The following is a 19919-nucleotide window of genomic DNA, read 5'->3' as shown; positions in this document are numbered from 1 at the left end:
AATTACTATTACGATCTAATATTTTTAGGAACACCGATCAAGTGAAACTGATTTACTTCGGTTCCTGGTAAGGAAACATTTTTACCAATCCCTCATATAAACTTCTGTGAAGAATAGTAGCATGATTGTCTGTTTCCATCATTTTATATTCTAATGTCCAGTTTTTCTTTCCGGCTTTTTTCAAAACATCGTAGAAAGCTTCGGCATCTTTTACCATTACCGGATGTTCTCCTTTTCCTACAGAAACATAGACAAACTTTTTAGTATCCGAAGATTTTGTAAGTAATTGAGGAGCTTGCTTTAAAAGACTTTCATCATCCCACCATAAACTTGGACTGATAATAAAATAGTTATTGAACATTTCCGGCTTTTTCAAAAGAATTTCCGTTGCTAAAAGTCCGCCCAGAGATTGGCCAAAAAGGTATTTTTCCGTAGTTTTAAACTGGCTTTCAACATAGGGTTTTAGCTCTTTTTCCATGAATGTAATAAACTGATCAGAATGCCCTGTGGTAGGATAGTCTTTCTGCAAGTCTTTTAAATCTGTATGAAAAGTAAAATCTCTTTTTCTATCTAAATTAGCAACTCCCACTACAATGGTTTCCGGCATGGAATACATCTGATTAAAGAATTGTACTAATCCCGTCACGTGAATAAAATCTTCATTTATGCTTCCATCCAACAGATAGATTACCGGGTATGATTTTGTTTTGTCATATCCTTGTGGAAGATAAATATTCAATATCCTGTCTTCATTTAAGGTTTTAGACTTAATCGTCCTCACTTCTCCAATTGTAAGCGGTTTTGTAGCAACAGTTTGTGCTGACACCACACTATTCATCGTCAACATCATGCTGCATATAAGTGCAATTTTTTTAATCATATTTAATTTTTTGTTAAACCTAACGGGTTTTAAAAACCCGTTAGGTTTAATTGTTAGCAATTATTCAAAATTTAAAAAATCATATTCAATAGTAGACTTATGATAATTTTTAAAAACTTCAACCGAATCAAAATATTGCATAACTTCCTTTCTATTCAATTTACTCTCTTTTTCAGGATTTAGATATGAATTATACGAAGAATGCTTCCATTGATCAATTTTACTTACAAATCCGTGATTAACCGGATTATTATGAATGTAATGGAAAACTTTCAATAAATATTTCTCATCTGAGATTTTCTTTCGTTTTACCGCATTTAGAAAAAGAGCTCCTTTTCTATTATATTTTTTGTTGTAAGCTTTAGCATAAGCATTTAATAAATTACCAAAATGCTTCATTAAAAAATGATGCTCATTTTCATTACTTACATTATCAAAATTCTTAAATTTTAATAACAAATGAAAATGATTAGGTAATAGACAATACGCATAAATATCAGCGACTGGAAGAATATATTTTTCTATCTTTTCGAGAAAAAATTGATAATTTAAGGATTCACGAAAAATAATTTCAGTCCCATTTACATGAGAGAAAATATGATACGTACCTTCAAACTCAAAATTTTCTGTATTAATCATTTTAAATCTGATATTTAGTCTAAATCTAACAGATTTTACTAGATATTTATTTTATATCATCCCAGATACTGTAATCTACAATTTTCGTTGGAATCTGCTGGACATATTCTGTAAAAGGCTCACAAGGCAGAATAGCTTCTTTTCCCTCTCTTGCCAATTCCTGATATAACTTTGTCCCTTCTGTTTTCCAATGAATCATTTCATCGGAAACATCACGAATGATTTTTGCAGGACTTCCTACAACCAGTTTTCTTGGTTCACATCTGAAATTCGCCGGTACAAAAGCCAATGCTCCGACAATACTTTCATCGCCAATATAAGCCTTGTCCATTACCACAGCGTTCATTCCGATCAGACAGTTTTTGCCGATGTGTCCGGAGTGAATAATAGCTCCATGTCCGATATGTGCAGATTCTTCTAATATCGTTTCTATATTCGGAAAAACATGCAGGGTACAGTTCTCCTGCACATTAGCTCCATCCTTGATGATAATTTTTCCCCAGTCCCCCCGGATTACCGCATTGGGACCAATATATACTTCTTCACCTATTTCTACATTCCCGATAATGACTGCCTGCGGATGAATGTATGCAGAAGGTTTTATAATGGGACGAATCCCGTGGTATGAATAGATGTTCATCTTTTTTTAATTTGAAAATCTGAGAATGCGATAATTTGAAGATTAGGAATGTCTTTAAGCATTTTCAAATTCTCAAATTAACTCACTTCCAAATTAATTATACTTTTTCGATTACCATCGCATATCCTTGTCCTACACCGATACAAAGGGTACACAACGCATATTTCTTATCCTGTTTATGAAGCTCCATTGCTGCAGAACCTACGATTCTTGCTCCCGAAACTCCCAGTGGATGACCTATTGCAATGGCACCTCCATTTGGATTTACTCTTTCATCATCATCTTTCAACCCTAAACTTCTGGTTACGGCCAGTGCCTGTGCTGCAAATGCTTCATTCAACTCGATGATATCCATATCTTCAAGAGAAAGGTTTAATCTTTTCAGTAGTTTTTGAGTTGCTTCTACCGGTCCTATTCCCATGATTCTTGGTTCAACACCTGCTACTGCGGATCCTAAAATCTTTGCTTTTGGCTTAAGACCATACTTTTTAACCGCTTCTTCACTCGCTAAAATTAAAGCAGCAGCTCCGTCATTCATTCCTGAAGCGTTTCCTGCTGTAACTGTTCCTTCTTTTCTGAAAGCAGGACGAAGTTTTGCCAATCCCTCCATAGACGAAGATGGCTTAATAAATTCATCTTTTTCGAAAATGATTGGATCACCTTTTCTTTGAGGAATTTCAACTTTTACAATTTCTTCTGCCAGCCTTCCGCTTTCCTGAGCTCTTGTTGCTTTTTGCTGAGACCAAAGGGCAAACTTATCCTGATCCTCTCTATTGATCTGATGTATATCTGCTAAATTTTCGGCAGTTTCTCCCATTCCATCAACACCATACAGTTCTTTCATTTTAGGGTTGATAAAACGCCATCCGAAAGTAGTATCAAACATCTGGCTGTCTCTTCCGAAAGCAGCACTTGGTTTTGACATCACATAAGGTGAACGGGTCATATGCTCTACTCCTCCTGCAATATAAATTTCTCCTTCTCCTGCAGCTATTGAACGAAAAGCGTTTGCCACGGCGGACATTCCGGAAGCGCATAGTCTGTTGACAGTTTCTCCCCCGATTTTATAAGGAAGACCAGCCAGTAAAAGACCCATTCTTGCAACATTTCTATTATCTTCACCCGCCTGATTGGCACACCCGAAAATAACGTCTTCAATTTCTTCTACCGGAACTTCGGGATTTCTTGCAACAATTTCTTTGATAACAATTGACGCCAAATCATCCGCTCTTACTTCCGATAATCCTCCCTGCAGTTTTGAAATAGGAGTTCTGATATAATCTACAATGTATACGTTTTCCATTTTTTATTTAGATTTTGAAATACCAGGCAAAAAAGATTTCATTCGTTTTTAATCTGATATCTGAGTCTTATGTCTGATTTTATAATTCTGTTACTTTCTTTCCGATCTTATATACTGTTCCTACAAATTTTGCAATAAGCTCTTCATTCTGATTGGTGATCTGAATATCATAAACAGCAGTTTTCCGGGTATCGTTAACCAGCTTACTTTCTGCCCTAAAGATATCACCTTCTTTTCCTGCTTTAGTAAAATTGATGATACAATTTAACGCAACTGCAGCGTCCCCGGAATTATTGGATGAAAAGGCCAGTGCAGAATCTGCAAAGGCAAACGTCACCCCTCCATGGACCGTCTTAAGTCCGTTAATCATATCTTTTTTAATAGGCATTTCTATTAGACAATAATTTTCTTTCACATCAATCATTCTGATATTCATCCATTGGGAAAAATAATCCTGACCGAGCATATAATCTGCAATTTGTTTTGGATTCATTTTTAGTTTATACTTGTTATTTCTTCATATAATTCTTCAACCAATATCTCATAAATACCCATAGTTTTACCTAGAATCATATGTTCATATGAAAAGTTTTCGGAAGGATAAGAAGCATTCAGATCGAAATTATTTTCATCAGCTATCCTCTTGATCGCCTCCTTATATTTATCGTTAAATTTCCCCAGCAATTCCAACCTTTCCTGATCATCTTTGATCAAAGAACATTCCCGGACCAGGTATTCTTTTTCCATCAAAAGCCTCTGTTTTAATTCTGCTCCGAAAATATCTAAATCCATTATAATAGTTTTATCCTTCAAATTAAGCAAGCTTATTTAATAAAGGGCTTTGTCGGTATCTTTCTTCCTGATATTCGTTATAAAGGTTCTGCAGGGTTTCCGAGATTTTTGTATATCCTATTTCTCTCCCCCAGCTTAATAAACCTTTAGGATAGTTGACTCCTTTTTGCATTGCCAGCTCGATGTCTTCATCATTCGCTACACCTAATCTTTTAGCTTCTACAGCTTCATTGATCAGCATGGAGATGATTCTTAAGAAGATCTGCTCATACAACGCATCATCTTTTCGAGCAATCGGTTTCTCAGCTCCTTCCCTGTAATCAAAAAAACCTTTTCCGGTCTTTCTTCCATGAAGTTTTGCTTCAGACATACGTTGCTGTAACAAGGAAGGTTTATATTTCGGATCATTAAAATAATCCTTATAGACAGTTGTTGTAACTGAAAAATTAACATCAACTCCAATGAGATCCATTAATTCAAAAGGTCCCATTTTAAAGTTTCCTAAGGTCCTCATGGCATCGTCTACCTGCTCTGGTGTGGCAATATTTTCTTCAACGATTCTCAATCCTTCACCATAAAAAGGACGTGCAATTCTGTTGACAATAAATCCTGGGATATCTTTAGCAATAACCGGAATCTTTCCCCAATCTTTCATGAGGTTATACATTTTCTCTGCTAAAGACTTCTCTGTTAATAAGGAAGGAATAATTTCAACTAAAGGCATCAGAGGTGCAGGGTTGAAAAAGTGGATTCCGATAAAACGTTCAGGATATTTCAATTCTGCGCCAAGAGATGTGATAGAAATGGACGATGTATTGGAACCTATAATACAGTTTTCGGAAACATGATTTTCCAGTTCTACGAAAACTTTAGTTTTAATTTCTTTGTTTTCAATGATTGCTTCAATGACTAATTCACAGTCTTTGAAATCTTTCAGTTCTGTAGCGATAGAGACATTAGCAAGAACTTCGGTCATTTTTTCAGCTGAAATCTTCTGTTTATCTACTAGTTTGGTTAATGTTTTTTCCAAACCTAGCGTTGCCGTTTCTACCTGTTTTGAGTTGGCATCATATACCCAAACTTTACAGCTATTTGTTGCTGCTACTTGTGCGATGCCTATTCCCATAGTTCCGGCACCGATAATTCCTACATTCATATTTTAAATTTGAAAATTTGAAAATGAGCTAATTTGAAAATTACTTAAGCTTTTGAACTTGAAATAATTTTAGATAAGATTAACACAATCTCTTTTAAATCTGATCGTATTTTTTCATCCGGAGATTTTAAATATTGAGATTGAGAACATAACAAAAGCCAATACTCTGTTTCTTCAGCTTCTTTAGCAGCGATTTTTAATTTATGAATAAAATCGGCCTTGCTTTCTGCATTTTGAGCTTCTCTAACATTAGCCCCAATTGAAGTTCCTGATTTAAAAATCTGGTTTGCCAATGGAAATCTATTAGCCTTATATAGTTCTTCAGAAAATTCAATAATGTTCAATGCAAAGTCAAAAGTCTTATTTACAATGATATTTTCTTTGTCATCTCTCATTTTCAAATTTTCAAATTAGCCCATTCTCAAATTAATTATCTTCCCTTATAATCAGGTTTTCTTTTTTGTAAAAAGGCGTTTACACCTTCTATGAAATCTTCTGTTTCTGCAGCTTCCTGTTGCAGGTCGCCTTCTAACTCCAGTTGCTCTTTGAGTGTATTGTTGTACGACTGAGCAAATGCTTTTTTAGTAAGTTTTATAGCAGCGGTAGGCATATTGGCCATTTTCTCCAGAATTTCCATTGATTTTGGAATAAATTCCTCTTCGTTGAAAACTTCAGCTACCAAACCGTAAGCTTTTGACTCTTCTGCTGACAATCTTTTTCCTGTAAATGCAAGGTAATTGGCTAATTGTCTTCCCAATAGTTTCGGAAGGAAATAAGTTCCTCCCGTATCAGGGATCAACCCGATATTTGAAAAAGCCTGTGCAAAATAAGATTTGTCAACTGCTAATACGAAATCACAGATCAAGGCAAGCATGGCACCTGCTCCAACTGCCGGGCCATTTACCAGTGCAACCACAGGTTTTCTGCAATGTGTGATTTCTGTAACCAATGGATTGTAATAATCCACTACTATTTTTCTAATGATATCATGATCATGGTGTTCATTTCCCTGTACAAAAGCATCATCTAAATTCTGTCCTGAGCAAAATGCTCTTCCTCTTCCGGAAATCGCCACACATCTTACCGTTTCATCTTCATTACAGGATTTTATAAAATCTTTCAAATCTGCCAAAGAAGGTTTTGTTAATGCGTTTAATGATTCAGGTTGATTCAGGTAGGCAATTTTGAGTTTTCCATCAAAATGAGTTTCGATATCAAGTTGTGTATACATAGTTTTTAAATTTATTATTTAACAATGCTCTAATTTAACAATATAAATTAATGTAACCATCTACCAGCTTAGTAATCCGGCAGTAGCTTCGTTATGCTTTACATAGCCATATGCCTTAAATATAACAAGTACATTAATTTATCAATGGCATTTAAAATAATCAAAAGGTTCTAAACAGTCCAGACATTGGTATGATGCTTTGCATAATGTAGATCCAAATCTGCTGATCTGCTTAGAATGCATAGAACCACAGCGTGGACATTTTTTAGGTTTCCCTATATGGTGCTCATCTGCCCCTTTCTCCGGAGGAGTAATTCCATATTCACGGAGTTTTTCTCTTGCTTCATCTGTTAGCCAATCCGTTGTCCAAATTGGAAACATTTTGGTAACAACCTTTGCATCCCACCCATTTTCCTTCATGATTTTCATGATATCTTCCTCAATGGTAAACATAGCGGGACAGGCAGAGTAAGTAGGCGTAATTATTACCTCGCAAGAGCTTTCGCTGGTAGCTTTTGCCTCTCTTACAATACCTAATTCCACAATATTGATTACCGGAATTTCCGGATCAGGAACCTGGGATAATATGTTTAATAATTGGTTCATTACTTATTAATCATTTGCCTATTTGAAAATCCATTATACAATTGTTTAATTTTTAAATGGGGGTATATTTTCAAATAAATCTTATTTTACTACCACGTACACCCCGGATATGCTCTCTGCATATATTGTAATTCACAAAGAATATATCCAAAATACTCGGTATGGTAACCTGTTCTTGATTTTGGCTGCATAAAATGATCCGTTGGATATTCTAGTCCAAAATCAGCAAAATCTTTTTCTGTAACAGCAATAAACTGCTCATAAAGGGCATCAACATCAGGTACAATATTAAGAGTGATCAGATCATCTTCGCCTTCCACCTTTGCAAACAGACCTTTTGTGTATTCCCAGATATTTTCAATTGCTTTTATCAGACGTACTTTACTTTCTTCTGTTCCCTGTGCAAAAATTTTCATCCAGGATGAAGCATGAGTATAGTGATATTTAACCTCTTTCAAAGATTTTTGGGCAAGCGCGGATAAGTCTTCATCTGAAGAATTTGATAAAGCTTCATACATTAATTTCTGATAGATAGAAAAAACATACACTTTAAGAATTGTCTGGGCATAATCTTCATTAGGGAGCTCTACCCAATGAGCATTGATGTATTCATGTTCATATCTCAAAAATGCCAGATCATCCTCGCTTTTACCATTATCAGCTACTCTCGAAGCATACTGATAAAAGTTATTCGCTTGTCCAAGTTCATCAAGAGCAATGTTGGTCAATGCAATATCTTCTTCCAGATAAGGACCTTCACCGCACCACTCGGATAGTCTCTGCCCCATGATGAAACTATCATCCGCGAATTTTAATAAATAATTATATAATGGATTCATTTTTTGATGGATTTCAGATTCAGATTTCAGATTTCAGATTTCAGATATTTAATTTTCATATCTGCAGTCTCATATACTGAAGTCTTTATTAATTACATATTTTTTACATCATTAGGAATGTCATAGAAGGTTGGATGGCGGTATAATTTATCATCTGCCGGATCAAAAAATGATTCCTGATCCATACCTTCTGAACTTACAATATATTTGCTGGGAACAACCCAAACGCATGTTCCTTCTTTTCTTCTGGTATAAACGTCTCTTGCATTCTGAAGAGCCATTTCTGCGGTTGGTGCCTGCACTGTTCCTGCATGTTTGTGGGATAATCCCGGTTTAGTCTGAATAAACACTTCCCACATATCTAAATTTGCCATAGTCAATTATAAATTTGAAAATTTGAGAATTTGAAAATGTGTTAATTAATTTTCGATCAGTACATTTTCAAATCATCACCTTATATCACTTCTTTTTGTTGTTTCTCCGCAAAAGCTGCTGCAGCTTCTTTCACCCAAAGGTTTTCCTGCTGTGCCTTTACTTTAGTTTGTAATCTTTTCTTATTACATGGTCCGTTTCCTTTCAGAATGGTCATAAATTCATCCCATGGAAGTTCTCCAAAATCATAATGTCCTCTCTCCTCGTTCCACTTCAGATCTTTATCCGGAATCGTTAATCCTAAAAACTCAGCCTGGGAAACAGTAACGTCAATAAACCTTTGACGAAGGCTATCGTTACTTTCTCGTTTTACTCTATAGTTCATAGAGATCTTCGAATTTGGTGAGCTGTCATCATTAGGTCCAAACATCATCAGAGCCGGCCACCAAAAACGATCTAACGCTGCCTGAGCCATTTCTTTCTGTTGTTTTGTTCCTCGGCAAAGTGCCATTAAAATCTCATACCCTTGTCTCTGATGGAAAGATTCTTCCTTGCATATTCTTACCATTGCTCTGGAATAAGGTCCGTAAGAGTTACCCATCAGCATTACCTGGTTCATAATTGCAGCGCCATCAACCAGCCAGCCAATAGCTCCAATATCTGCCCAGCTCAGTGTAGGATAATTAAAGATACTTGAGTATTTAGCCTTTCCTTCCAACATATCTTCATAAGTAGCATCTCTGTCTGCCCTGATTGTTCCGTTTCCTAAAGTTTCAGTTGCAGCATAAAGATATAACCCGTGCCCTGCCTCATCCTGAACCTTAGCCAAAAGAGCCATTTTTCTTCTCAAAGAAGGAGCTCTGGAAATCCAGTTAGCTTCCGGTAGCATTCCTACAATCTCGGAATGGGCATGTTGTGAAATCTGACGAACCAATAATTTCCTGTAATCATCAGGCATAATATCCTTGGGCTCTACTTTATTTTCTTCGTGAACGTATTGAACAAATTTTTCTAAGTCCATTTCTTTTGTCTTTTGTAAAATGTAAAACGTATTAATGTATTCATGAATACTTTTTACATTTAATCGTTAATACAATTTAAACATCATAATTAAGCATCACCACATTGGTTGTCGGGTGACATTGACATGTCAGAACGTAACCTCTGGCTACTTCTTCTTCGGTAAGTGCAAAGTTTTTTTCCATGAAGACTTCTCCTTCCAAAACCTCTGCTTTACACGTACAGCAAACCCCTCCTTTACAAGCAAAAGGAACAGGCAACTGATCTTTTAATGCTTTATCTAAGATACTCTCTTTTTTAGAATTAAGATGGAAGGAATATTCATCGTCGTCAATGATCACCGTTACCATACTTTCTATATTGGCGATAGCTTTGAATTCATCACTCATTTCCTCAGAATTTTCTTCATCCGGAGCTGTGAAATATTCAAATAAAACCTGAATAGCAGGTACCTTTTTTTCTTTTTTCAGATAATCAGCAATACCTTTGATCATTTCTGCAGGACCACAAATGAAATAGGTAGCTTCTTTAACATCTATATCGGTATATCTTTCAAATAAATGATTCAGTTTTTCCGGAGAGATTCTTCCTTCAAAAATAGGATCTTCATGCTTTTCACGACTTACCAGATATACTACATTCAGCCTTCCTTTGAAGTGCTCAACCAGTTTATCGATTTCAGCTTTCTTCATCACATGATTCATGCTTCTGTTGCTGTAAAATAAATATGCCTTACTATTAGGCTCCTGGTAAAGACTTTCCTTGATATTGGAAAGAACCGGACTGATTCCACTTCCTGCAGCCAGACCAACATATGTTTTGGTATTCGATGGGTGATAGGTGGTATTGAAACCTCCCATAGGGGGCATTACCTCAAGCACCTCATCCATATGAAGATGTTCATTAAAATATCCTGAAACCTTTCCACCTTCTAAAAGTTTGACCAATACTTCCAATGTATTGCTTTTTTCACTTGGAGCATTGCAGATAGAATAAGAACGTCTCTCCTCATTTCCGTCGATCATCATCCGGAAGTTAAGGTATTGTCCCTGCTTGAATCTGAATTTATCTTTTAGTTCATCAGGAATTTCCACTGCTACATTCACAGCTTCATCGGTATCTTTCTGAACTTTTACCGTTTTTAGTTTATAAAATGAATTCATTTTTTCTTTAGTATTCTATTAATTTTTCCACCTTCGCATTTAGGTAAGCTATCCTGAGTGTGGATTTTCACTTTTGTGGTTATTCCTACCCGTTTCTTTATTTCGTTTTCAATATTTTTTCCAAAATTTCCGACAAAAATAAGATAATCATCGGTATTTATTTCAAGTTGATGAGATTTAATAAAATCATTATCTATTTCCAGATCAATGTCTAAAGCAACGCACATTTGCTCCTTTTCGATCGGTGTAAGATAGTAATTTGGTACGACTCCTTCTACATGGGAAAAAGCTTCTTCAATCTGACTTGGATAAACATTTACCCCTCTTACAATCAGCATATCATCAGCTCTTCCGATAAGAGGTCTCATTTTTACCATCGTTCTTTTTCCACTCTCATCATAGTAAAGACTTGTAATGTCATTTGTCCAATATCTTAGAAGTGGCATCGCTTTTTTCGTCAAAGTGGTAATCACCAGTACGCCTTCTTCTCCAAATGGAACCGGTTGTTTTGTATTCGGATCCAAAATTTCGGGATAAAAATGATCTTCCCAGATATACGAACCGCCTTTTTCTTCGAAATCCTCCATCGATACTCCGGGTCCGATAATCTCACTTAATCCATAAATATTAGTCGCATGAACCCCCAGCCTCTCTTCAATGTGATGTCTGATGATTTCTGTCCATGGTTCAGAACCCAATACAGCATACTTTAAACTGATTTCATCAGCAGAAATTCCTCTTTTAGCAAATTCATCAGCTATTGTTAAAGCATACGAAGGTGAGCAACAAATTACTTCAGGCTTAAAATCCATTATCAAATCCACTTGTCTCGTTGTCATTCCCCCCGAAATAGGAAGAACACTCATTCCAAGCTTTTCAGCTCCATAATGCAGACCTAATCCGCCGGTAAAAATTCCATAACCGTATGCATTATGCAATTGCATCCCAGGTTGGGCTCCTGCTGCGTTCAAAGACCTTGCAACCACTTCGCTGAAAAGATCAACATCTTCCTTGGTGTATCCTACTACCGTTGGTTTTCCTGTGGTTCCACTTGAACAATGTATTCTCTGTAATTCATTCTTCGGAACCGTAAATAATCCAAATGGATAGTGATCCCGCAAATCCTGTTTATAAGTAATGGGTAATTTCGAAATATCTTCAATCGACCTTATTTCCTGAGGTGATATTCCCGCTTCATTAAATTTTCTTTTATAAAAATCTGATCTTTCCTCAAGATAACCTACAAGATCTACCAATCTTTTGGACTGGAGCTCCCTAAGCTGGTCGAGCTCTAAATATTCAACTGAAAAATCCATAAAACTAACTAACATTTGTTAGGTGTAAATTTAAAAAGATTTTGGAAGCTGACAAAATTTTTATGATTTTCATCATATTTTGAATGATTCTAAATAACCGGAACGGTAATTTTTTATCTCTTTTGATTTCCAAGCAGTCCAAAGAGTATCTTATTCCTGATTTCATCAGTGATCTCTACATTTGATCCTGTATTTCTTTTGAACCAGAAATAAGAATTATTGAGTGTATGAAGAATAAACCTTGTAGTAAAGGATGGGGATTTTAATTCCCAATTTTCGGCCTTATAGATCCCGGAAATTAATTGTTCGACTTCCTGTTGATATTTTTTCCTCAACTCAACAAATTCAGGAAGCCTTTCCTCAAGATGCTTCCATTCGTTGGAATAAATATGAGTAACATCGGGATTTTTAAGAACAACAGATAAGTGTTTATCAATAAATAAATTCAGCTTATCACTGGGTTTGATATCTGTGTTCAATACTTCCTGAAGCTCAACAAAGAAATCCTGAGCAATACCAAAGCAAATCCATTCAAGGATTTCTTCCTTAGAACGTATATGTGCATAGAGAGAGGCAGCTTTTATATTCAATTGAGTTGCCAGATCTCTTACAGAACTTCCCATATAGCCTTTCTCTTTGAAAAGCTGAACGGCTTCGTCTAATATTTTCTTTTGTTTTTCTTTAAGCTCCATCAGTAGATTGCAAAAGTAACTTTTTTGATCCAAACTGTTGTTTTTTGCCTCATAAAAGTTTTACATACCTCTTTTAATCTGATTTCAAAATAAAAAAGAATGTCAAAATTTACAGATGATATGATGAAAATGGAAATTTTGTCTAGTTACTTCAGTGTTAAAAATACAATATTCGGAAATTTTGTCCAATTTATTTATAAATTCAATAATTGAACACTTTTTGTGTTATACGACCCGAATTAAATGATTAAATTAGATCAAGGACATCAGACTTTAGATACGGATTTAAGAAATTAAATTTAATTCAAAGTCTGAATGGTCTGAAATCTGATGTCTAAAATCTATACACTTTAAGTCAACCCAAAAATATAAAATATGAATTTAAATCAATATACTGTAAAATCACAAGAAGCCATCCAGGCAGCCCAGCAAGTTGCTATGGAACTGGGTAATCAAAGCATAGAACCTCAACATTTACTGGAAGGAATCTTTCAGGTAGATGAAAATATTTCACCTTTTTTACTGAAGAAATCGGAAGCCGATGCATCTTTGGTAAGAGAGAGGAACCGTGAAAGTTTAGAAAGACTTCCTAAAGTTCAGGGGGGTAATATTTATCTCTCACAATCAGCGAATAAAGTCCTATTGGATGCGCCGAACATTGCAAAAAAAATGGGTGATGAGTATGTAACAATCGAACACTTATGGCTGTCACTTTTGGATACTTCATCTGAAGTTTCTAAAATGCTTAAAGATATGGGGGTTACCAAAAGCTTACTGGAAGGCGCTATTAAGGAATTAAGAAAAGGGAGCAAAGCCAATTCTGCAAGTTCAGAAGAAACTTACCAATCTCTCAATAAATATGCTAAAAATTTTAATGAATTAGCAGCAGAAGGAAAACTTGATCCGGTAATCGGACGTGATGAAGAAATCCGTCGTGTATTACAGATTCTTTCCAGAAGAACAAAAAACAATCCGATCCTAATTGGAGAACCAGGTGTGGGTAAAACTGCAATTGCAGAAGGAATTGCACATAGAATTATTAACGGAGACGTTCCGGAAAATCTGATGGATAAAACTTTATATTCATTAGATATGGGAGCATTAATCGCCGGAGCAAAATATAAAGGAGAATTTGAAGAGCGTTTGAAGTCTGTCGTTAATGAGGTAATAAAATCTGACGGACAAATTATTCTTTTCATTGATGAAATCCACACATTAGTAGGAGCTGGTGGTGGTGAAGGCGCTATGGACGCTGCAAATATTTTAAAACCTGCCTTGGCAAGAGGAGAATTGAGAGCAATAGGTGCCACTACCCTGAATGAATATCAAAAATATTTTGAAAAGGACAAAGCCCTTGAAAGACGTTTTCAGAAAGTAATGGTGGAAGAGCCGGATACAGAATCTGCGATCTCTATTTTACGTGGAATTAAAGATAAATACGAAGCTCATCATAAAGTAAGGATTAAAGATGAGGCTATTATTGCAGCAGTTGAAATGTCTCAGAGATACATCTCAGACCGATTCTTACCGGATAAAGCAATTGACCTTATTGATGAGGCTTCTGCCAAGTTGAGAATGGAAATCAACTCCAAACCTGAAGAGCTTGATGTCTTGGATAGAAAGCTTATGCAGATGGAAATTGAGCTGGCTGCTATTTCAAGAGAAGGCAATCAGACCAAAATTGACCATTTAAAAGAAGATATTTCAAAAATTTCCGAACAACGGAATGAGATTAATGCAAAATGGTTGAAAGAAAAACAAAAAAGTGAAGATCTTACACAGATTAAAAAAGATATTGAATCTTTAAAACTAGAAGCGGAAAGAGCTTCCAGAGCTGGAGATTATGCTAAAGTAGCAGAAATCCAATATGGAAAAATCAAAGAAAAAGAAGATGACTTGCAGAAGCTGGAACTTGAAATGCAAAATCATCAGAACGAGTTAATAAAAGAAGAGGTAACTGCAGAAAATATCTCCGAAGTAATTGCTAAGTGGACAGGAATTCCTGTAACAAAACTTTTACAATCGGAAAGGGAGAAATTGCTGCACCTTGAAACAGAACTTCATCACAGGGTTGTGGGACAAGAAGAAGCCATTCAGGCTGTTTCTGATGCGATCAGAAGAAACCGTGCAGGATTGAGTGATGAGAAAAAACCAATAGGATCCTTTCTTTTCCTCGGTACAACAGGTGTTGGTAAAACAGAGTTAGCAAAAGCGCTGGCTGAATTTTTATTCGACGATGAGAACAATATGACCCGAATCGACATGAGTGAATATCAGGAACGTCATTCTGTTTCCAGATTAGTAGGAGCGCCTCCCGGATATGTAGGATATGATGAAGGAGGACAACTTACAGAAGCAGTGAGAAGACGACCTTATTCAGTTGTTCTTTTGGATGAGATTGAAAAAGCCCACCCTGATGTTTTCAATACCTTATTGCAGGTTTTGGATGATGGTCGTTTGACAGACAACAAAGGTAGAGTTGTCAACTTTAAAAACTCAATTATCATTATGACTTCTAACCTGGGATCACATTTGATTCAGGAAAATTTTGAGAACATTACTGAAGCCAATCAGGATGAAATCGTAGAGAAAACAAAAGAAGAAGTTTTTGACTTACTAAAGCAAACTCTTCGTCCGGAGTTCTTAAACAGAATTGATGAGATTGTATTATTCCAGCCTTTAAGAAAAAAGGAAATTGGAAAAATTGTTCAATATCAGTTGCGAGGCTTTAATGATATGTTAGCAAAACGAAATATTATCATGACAGCAACTCAGGATGCCGTAGATTATTTAATGAATAAAGGATATGATCCTGCTTTTGGTGCAAGACCTTTAAAGAGAGTTATCCAGCAGGAAGTTTTAAATAAACTATCCCGCGAGATTCTGGCCGGAAATGTAAATGACGGAGACCGAATCACTTTGGATTATTTCGATGAAACAGGTCTGGTTTTCAGACCGGCGGAAAAATAAATAGTTTTTTTCATATATATTATTTTTGTAGTAAGTGCTGTAGACAAAATCTACAGCACTTATTTTTGTTAATTCACATTGACATAAATCTGGACAACGCTATGAAAGTAACACATAACGATATCAAAAAAGATTCAAGTGTAAAAAAAGCGGTAGAAATTATTATTTCTACCGCTTTTTTATTTTTATCCGGACATCAAAGTTATTTAAGAGCCGGGAGATTATTTAGAATATTCAAATTTTTACTATTTGCCTCATTTCCCTTAGGAAATGCTGTAAAAAAGATACATTGACTTCCTGCCTTTTGCTTCCCTTTATTCACAGCGCCCGAACTGAAGCTATTCTGTCCCATATTAATTGCAATATTCACGTCAGTAATACCATTAATCACAGCCTGTTCTTTTACATATTGAAGATATCCCTTCAATAAACCAATACTATAAAAATATTGCCTTTTAACTTCAATTCCCTTTGCATCCAACGTCTTTTCATTGTTTAATGCATAGGTTTTATCCAGAAGTGAAGCCGTTTCATTAGCTATGAGATAATTATTAATATTCTTATCTAAAATATCATTTTTATCTGCCGTCGCATCAGGAGGAATAATACTACCATGATTCATTGCCTCTACACAATTAGCCGCAGAAACAGTATCCGCAGGAGTTTTGTAAGACATTAGATACATAGTCTGATATCCTTTATAATCTTCTCTCTGATGAGCGTCCACTATTTCGGAAGAAGGGTATTGTCCGATATTAACCCCAATTAATGCATCTTGCCCTGCTTTCTCTTCTACACTTGCAATAAACGCTTCCAAAATTTCTATTGGATAAATTACCTGTCTTGCATCTTCGGCTGACAATCCCCTAGCTGTTCGTCCCCCTAATAATACAGCGTAGTTATTAGTGAGATAAGTATCTCCCAGCGCCTGAGCTGTTTTACTATCAATTAATCGGTCCTTGTAATTTTGAGAAATTACTTTATCGCTTGATGCTTCACTTTCATTATCACTGTAGCATGATTGAAATAACATTCCAACCGATAAAAGTCCCAATATGGCAATGCTAAAAAGTTTTGTTTTCAAAATTATTTTTTTTTCTACAAGTAAATATATTCAATTATTAATAATTATAATATAATAAGCATTTATTTTAACATAAAAATAAAATCTAATTAAGATTCGAAACATCAATTTTTTCACCAAAAAATTGCCATTTTATAAAGAAAATCCATCTTCCCGTAAAATCACGGATAACAAATAGGAGAAATCCCTGTCATTTAACCTAAAATTTTTCCGAGATTTGCATTACTAACTAACACTGTGTTTAAAAAACTAACATTATGGAAACAAAACCTATTCTCGAAGGTGATGTGGAGACACTAAGTCTTCCAAACACCATGAGTAATGTCTTTATTCAGGAGCTGATTAATAATTACCGTAATAATCAACTGAAAGCAATTAATTCTACTCTTGAAATGACTGATGCAGATTCTATCTGGTTCGACTTACCTAAATTGAAAAAATTCATTAACGATCTTGAAACAGAAGCTAAGAAAGTGAATCCCGCAACCAATGAAAGTGATTTGGGTATTAGATTTTATTATGCTGCTTATCCTAAGATTGACAATTGGACAATTATGGAAAATCATACTGTTCCAAAAGAGTACGCTGAACGACATACTTTAATAATGGTTCCCACTCTAAAAAAAGAAGACAAAAACGGAAAGATTTTACATTACGATTTCAATCCATCCAATTCCAATGGTCAGGTAATCGCTATGGCATTAAAATCTCGAAATACAACAGATCCTATTGAAGAAGAAGGCGGACTAGCACAAAACCACGGAAGCTTAATTCCTCCTGATTCTCCAATTGTTCAAAACTATTAAGTAAAAAATGGATTCATTGCGAAGTGTACTGGACTATTCATTATATTGTACAGAAGGTTTATCCGCTTTAGTTTCGATTTTTTTTCTAAAGTCATTAAAAAATCAATACTGGAAATACTTTTCAATATATTTGATAGCAATTTTTATATTTGAGTCTTTTGGCAGGTATGGAAATTTTTCCTTATTCTCAAAAATCAAATATTATAATTATTTTGTAATCCCCATGGAATTTTTGTTTTTCTATTGGTTATATGCTGCAAAATCGTTCAACAATAGAAAACTATTCGGGATCCTTTCCTTATTTTATCTGATTTCATTTATTCCCAGTGAACTGTATTTTAAGGAAAGTAAAATAATTTATTCATTTAATTATACTTTTGGGTGTTTACTTTTAATGATTTTAGTTATCATGGAGTACTATAAACAGGTGAATTCTGAAGATATAATCAATTTCAGTAACAATAAAATGTTTTATATAAACCTGGGAGTAACATTATTTTATATTGGAACACTTCCATTTTTTACATTTTATACACTTCTATATTATGACAACCGGGAAATCTGGAGTATTTATTGCAATTACTCACAGATTTCAGATATTATCATGTATTTATTATTTTCAGCTTCATTCATATGGGGAAAACGGAACTTTTAATAACCATTATTTTATTTAACGTATTCTTTGTATTATTCGTAGCTGCGCTAATGGTATATATTAGAAAATACAGACAGCGAAAAAAAGAGTATTTAAATGAAATTGAAATAAAAAATGAAATCCATCAGAAGGAGCTCTTGGCCACTCAGCTGGAGATCCAACAGGCTACTATGCAACAGATTGGCCGTGAACTTCATGACAACATAGGACAGAAACTCACATTAGTAAGCTTGTACACTCAGCAGCTTTTATACGAAAATAAAGTTCCTGAAGTCAATGAAAGAATAGAACAGGTATCACAGATCATCAACCAATCCCTTCAGGACCTTAGAAGTCTTTCGAAAACTTTAACTGATGATAATATCAATCAAAAGGAAATCGTAACCTTAATTCAGGAAGAAGTTGATAACACCAATGCTTTTAAAAAATGTAATGTAAGCTTTAAACATAATTTTAAACAACTCGACCTTGGATTTGTACATAAGAATGTACTTTTGAGAATCACCCAGGAATTTATTCAGAACAGTATAAAACACGCCCAGTGCAAAAATATTTTCATTAACCTCAATACTTCGAGTGAAGCACTTTGGGAACTGAATATTCAGGATGATGGTATCGGATTTGACAGGGCTAACATAAGATCTAATGGCATTGGATTAACCAATATGAAAAACAGAGCGGAAATCATAGGAGCAGACTTCACTCTGGAAAGTTTAAAGAACAAAGGAACAACCGTTAATATTACACTAAAAAGACAGCCATGAAAAAAACAATTGTTATCGTTGACGACCACATCCTTATTGCGAAGGCATTGGAAGGTATTATTGACAACTTTAAAGATTTTGAAGTTATTTATGTCTGTGAAAACGGAAAAGATCTTATTCAGAAATTCGAAAATAACAATAAAATTCCTGATATTATCTTACTCGACATCAGCATGCCAATTATGGACGGTTTCGAAACCGTGTTATGGCTCAAAGAAAACCACCCCGATATTAAAGTAATGGCCTTGAGCATGCAAGGGGATGACAAAAGCGTCATCAAAATGATAAAAAACGGGGCAAAAGGGTATTTATTAAAAAACACCCACCCTAAAGAACTGGAAACAGCTCTTGTGAAATTAAATACGGAAGGATTCTTTTATCCGGAATGGGCGTCACGCATTATATTTTCTAATCTGAACAATGAAACTGAATCTAAAGATACAGTGCGGATTTCTGAGCGTGAAAAAGAATTCCTGAAATATACAGTTACTGAACTAAGTTATAAAGAAATAGCTGATAAAATGTGCTGCAGCCCAAGAACTGTGGAAAGTTACAGAGACCAGCTTTGTGAAAAATTAGATTTGAAAACCCGTGTGGGACTCGCTGTTTTCGCCATGAAAAATGGATTCGACTAGCTTCTCGAATTGTTTACTGATTAAAACCTTTTCAAATTTAAATTATAAAAAGTCCCTTTCTGAAATTCAGAAAGGGACTTTTTACACTGTAAATACTGGCAAAAGAAAGACAAAACATTCGAAGAGCAGTAAATCATACCTCCACACAATATGTTTTTATTAATTATGCAATGAATATCAATTTTACTTACATAATTATAACCAAAATAAAGATTTAGATATGGAAATTATGAAAATGAATAAAAACACGAAAACACCGCCAGTAAAGTATAAAATCACCATAAAATGAAATAAATTACTGAATTAAAATTTATAAAAATCCATAAAACAATAGCAATTCACAAAAATGAAATCTT

At 35.0% G+C, this 19919-nt stretch carries 21 protein-coding genes; 4 read left to right on the top strand and 17 right to left on the bottom strand.

Going from position 1 to position 19919, the window contains the following annotated elements:
• Positions 1 to 52 precede the first annotated feature (52 nt).
• The 16 genes from PFY10_16330 to PFY10_16255 all read right to left on the bottom strand — a co-directional run bounded on the left by PFY10_16330 (position 53) and on the right by PFY10_16255 (position 12682).
• Entirely contained in the window at positions 53 to 880 is an 828-nt protein-coding gene (locus PFY10_16330) for an alpha/beta hydrolase-fold protein (GenBank protein WBV55791.1), read from the bottom strand.
• Positions 881 to 940: 60 nt separating this feature from the next.
• Entirely contained in the window at positions 941 to 1519 is a 579-nt protein-coding gene (locus tag PFY10_16325; protein ID WBV55790.1) for a transposase, read from the bottom strand.
• A gap of 46 nt (positions 1520 to 1565) precedes the next feature.
• Positions 1566 to 2159 (bottom strand): transferase hexapeptide repeat family protein, encoded by a 594-nt coding sequence (locus tag PFY10_16320; GenBank protein WBV55789.1) that lies wholly within the window; start codon positions 2157 to 2159, stop codon positions 1566 to 1568.
• A gap of 97 nt (positions 2160 to 2256) precedes the next feature.
• Entirely contained in the window at positions 2257 to 3462 is a 1206-nt protein-coding gene (pcaF, locus tag PFY10_16315; GenBank protein ID WBV55788.1) for a 3-oxoadipyl-CoA thiolase, read from the bottom strand.
• A 79-nt stretch (positions 3463 to 3541) separates the two neighbouring features.
• On the bottom strand, positions 3542 to 3955 hold the full coding sequence (locus PFY10_16310) for a hotdog fold thioesterase (protein ID WBV55787.1): 414 nt from the start codon (positions 3953 to 3955) through the stop codon (positions 3542 to 3544).
• 2 nt (positions 3956 to 3957) lie between these two features.
• On the bottom strand, positions 3958 to 4254 hold the full coding sequence (locus tag PFY10_16305) for a hypothetical protein (GenBank protein ID WBV55786.1): 297 nt from the start codon (positions 4252 to 4254) through the stop codon (positions 3958 to 3960).
• Between the two features lie 22 nt (positions 4255 to 4276).
• Positions 4277 to 5410 carry a 3-hydroxyacyl-CoA dehydrogenase NAD-binding domain-containing protein gene (locus PFY10_16300; GenBank protein WBV55785.1) on the bottom strand — a complete coding sequence of 378 codons (1134 nt, stop codon included), beginning with the start codon at positions 5408 to 5410 and terminating at the stop codon, positions 4277 to 4279.
• 44 nt (positions 5411 to 5454) lie between these two features.
• Positions 5455 to 5805 carry a four helix bundle protein gene (locus PFY10_16295; protein ID WBV55784.1) on the bottom strand — a complete coding sequence of 117 codons (351 nt, stop codon included), beginning with the start codon at positions 5803 to 5805 and terminating at the stop codon, positions 5455 to 5457.
• 35 nt (positions 5806 to 5840) lie between these two features.
• Positions 5841 to 6641 (bottom strand): enoyl-CoA hydratase-related protein, encoded by an 801-nt coding sequence (locus PFY10_16290; GenBank protein WBV55783.1) that lies wholly within the window; start codon positions 6639 to 6641, stop codon positions 5841 to 5843.
• Positions 6642 to 6782: 141 nt separating this feature from the next.
• The gene (paaJ, locus tag PFY10_16285) at positions 6783 to 7247 is read right to left on the bottom strand and encodes a phenylacetate-CoA oxygenase subunit PaaJ (GenBank protein WBV55782.1); all 465 of its coding nucleotides are present in this window, start codon (positions 7245 to 7247) and stop codon (positions 6783 to 6785) included.
• Positions 7248 to 7336: 89 nt separating this feature from the next.
• Entirely contained in the window at positions 7337 to 8086 is a 750-nt protein-coding gene (paaC, locus tag PFY10_16280) for a phenylacetate-CoA oxygenase subunit PaaC (GenBank protein WBV55781.1), read from the bottom strand.
• 92 nt (positions 8087 to 8178) lie between these two features.
• On the bottom strand, positions 8179 to 8460 hold the full coding sequence (gene paaB, locus PFY10_16275; protein ID WBV55780.1) for a 1,2-phenylacetyl-CoA epoxidase subunit B: 282 nt from the start codon (positions 8458 to 8460) through the stop codon (positions 8179 to 8181).
• A gap of 80 nt (positions 8461 to 8540) precedes the next feature.
• Entirely contained in the window at positions 8541 to 9479 is a 939-nt protein-coding gene (gene paaA, locus PFY10_16270; GenBank protein WBV55779.1) for a 1,2-phenylacetyl-CoA epoxidase subunit A, read from the bottom strand.
• A 76-nt stretch (positions 9480 to 9555) separates the two neighbouring features.
• A complete protein-coding gene (locus PFY10_16265) occupies positions 9556 to 10641 on the bottom strand; it encodes an FAD-binding oxidoreductase (protein WBV55778.1) in 1086 nt (361 codons plus the stop codon).
• The gene (locus PFY10_16260) at positions 10638 to 11957 is read right to left on the bottom strand and encodes a phenylacetate--CoA ligase (GenBank protein WBV55777.1); all 1320 of its coding nucleotides are present in this window, start codon (positions 11955 to 11957) and stop codon (positions 10638 to 10640) included. The genes PFY10_16265 and PFY10_16260 overlap by 4 nt, the downstream gene beginning before the upstream one ends.
• Positions 11958 to 12070: 113 nt before the next feature.
• A complete protein-coding gene (locus PFY10_16255; GenBank protein WBV55776.1) occupies positions 12071 to 12682 on the bottom strand; it encodes a TetR/AcrR family transcriptional regulator in 612 nt (203 codons plus the stop codon).
• Positions 12683 to 13024: 342 nt separating this feature from the next.
• On the opposite strand from PFY10_16255, the gene clpB reads away from it, so the two are divergent.
• The gene (gene clpB, locus PFY10_16250) at positions 13025 to 15619 is read left to right on the top strand and encodes an ATP-dependent chaperone ClpB (GenBank protein ID WBV55775.1); all 2595 of its coding nucleotides are present in this window, start codon (positions 13025 to 13027) and stop codon (positions 15617 to 15619) included.
• 202 nt (positions 15620 to 15821) lie between these two features.
• Here the strand turns inward: clpB and PFY10_16245 are convergent, their stop codons facing one another.
• On the bottom strand, positions 15822 to 16703 hold the full coding sequence (locus tag PFY10_16245; GenBank protein WBV55774.1) for a hypothetical protein: 882 nt from the start codon (positions 16701 to 16703) through the stop codon (positions 15822 to 15824).
• A 257-nt stretch (positions 16704 to 16960) separates the two neighbouring features.
• Between PFY10_16245 and PFY10_16240 the strand changes: the two genes are divergently transcribed.
• From PFY10_16240 to PFY10_16230, 3 genes are all read left to right on the top strand, one after another.
• Complete coding sequence (locus PFY10_16240; GenBank protein WBV55773.1) at positions 16961 to 17509, top strand: hypothetical protein; 549 nt, start codon at positions 16961 to 16963, stop codon at positions 17507 to 17509.
• A 633-nt stretch (positions 17510 to 18142) separates the two neighbouring features.
• A complete protein-coding gene (locus PFY10_16235) occupies positions 18143 to 18928 on the top strand; it encodes a histidine kinase (protein WBV55772.1) in 786 nt (261 codons plus the stop codon).
• Complete coding sequence (locus tag PFY10_16230; GenBank protein WBV55771.1) at positions 18925 to 19563, top strand: response regulator transcription factor; 639 nt, start codon at positions 18925 to 18927, stop codon at positions 19561 to 19563. Before PFY10_16235 ends, PFY10_16230 begins: the two co-directional genes overlap by 4 nt.
• The last annotated feature ends 356 nt before the right edge of the window (positions 19564 to 19919 follow it).

It is taken from the genome of Chryseobacterium daecheongense (assembly GCA_027920525.1).
Taxonomy (GTDB): Bacteria; Bacteroidota; Bacteroidia; order Flavobacteriales; family Weeksellaceae; genus Chryseobacterium; species Chryseobacterium proteolyticum.
The sequence above is the reverse complement of the archived record's forward strand: the minus strand, read 5'-3'. Positions and strand labels throughout refer to the sequence as shown.

Coding starts and splice junctions, on each gene's coding strand:
- PFY10_16330 (WBV55791.1), bottom strand. CDS start 880: ATGATTAAAAAAATTGCACTTATATGCAGCATGATGTTGACGATGAAT.
- PFY10_16325 (WBV55790.1), bottom strand. CDS start 1,519: ATGATTAATACAGAAAATTTTGAGTTTGAAGGTACGTATCATATTTTC.
- PFY10_16320 (WBV55789.1), bottom strand. CDS start 2,159: ATGAACATCTATTCATACCACGGGATTCGTCCCATTATAAAACCTTCT.
- pcaF (WBV55788.1), bottom strand. CDS start 3,462: ATGGAAAACGTATACATTGTAGATTATATCAGAACTCCTATTTCAAAA.
- PFY10_16310 (WBV55787.1), bottom strand. CDS start 3,955: ATGAATCCAAAACAAATTGCAGATTATATGCTCGGTCAGGATTATTTT.
- PFY10_16305 (WBV55786.1), bottom strand. CDS start 4,254: ATGGATTTAGATATTTTCGGAGCAGAATTAAAACAGAGGCTTTTGATG.
- PFY10_16300 (WBV55785.1), bottom strand. CDS start 5,410: ATGAATGTAGGAATTATCGGTGCCGGAACTATGGGAATAGGCATCGCA.
- PFY10_16295 (WBV55784.1), bottom strand. CDS start 5,805: ATGAGAGATGACAAAGAAAATATCATTGTAAATAAGACTTTTGACTTT.
- PFY10_16290 (WBV55783.1), bottom strand. CDS start 6,641: ATGTATACACAACTTGATATCGAAACTCATTTTGATGGAAAACTCAAA.
- paaJ (WBV55782.1), bottom strand. CDS start 7,247: ATGAACCAATTATTAAACATATTATCCCAGGTTCCTGATCCGGAAATT.
- paaC (WBV55781.1), bottom strand. CDS start 8,086: ATGAATCCATTATATAATTATTTATTAAAATTCGCGGATGATAGTTTC.
- paaB (WBV55780.1), bottom strand. CDS start 8,460: ATGGCAAATTTAGATATGTGGGAAGTGTTTATTCAGACTAAACCGGGA.
- paaA (WBV55779.1), bottom strand. CDS start 9,479: ATGGACTTAGAAAAATTTGTTCAATACGTTCACGAAGAAAATAAAGTA.
- PFY10_16265 (WBV55778.1), bottom strand. CDS start 10,641: ATGAATTCATTTTATAAACTAAAAACGGTAAAAGTTCAGAAAGATACC.
- PFY10_16260 (WBV55777.1), bottom strand. CDS start 11,957: ATGGATTTTTCAGTTGAATATTTAGAGCTCGACCAGCTTAGGGAGCTC.
- clpB (WBV55775.1), top strand. CDS start 13,025: ATGAATTTAAATCAATATACTGTAAAATCACAAGAAGCCATCCAGGCA.
- PFY10_16240 (WBV55773.1), top strand. CDS start 16,961: ATGGAAACAAAACCTATTCTCGAAGGTGATGTGGAGACACTAAGTCTT.
- PFY10_16235 (WBV55772.1), top strand. CDS start 18,143: ATGGGGAAAACGGAACTTTTAATAACCATTATTTTATTTAACGTATTC.
- PFY10_16230 (WBV55771.1), top strand. CDS start 18,925: ATGAAAAAAACAATTGTTATCGTTGACGACCACATCCTTATTGCGAAG.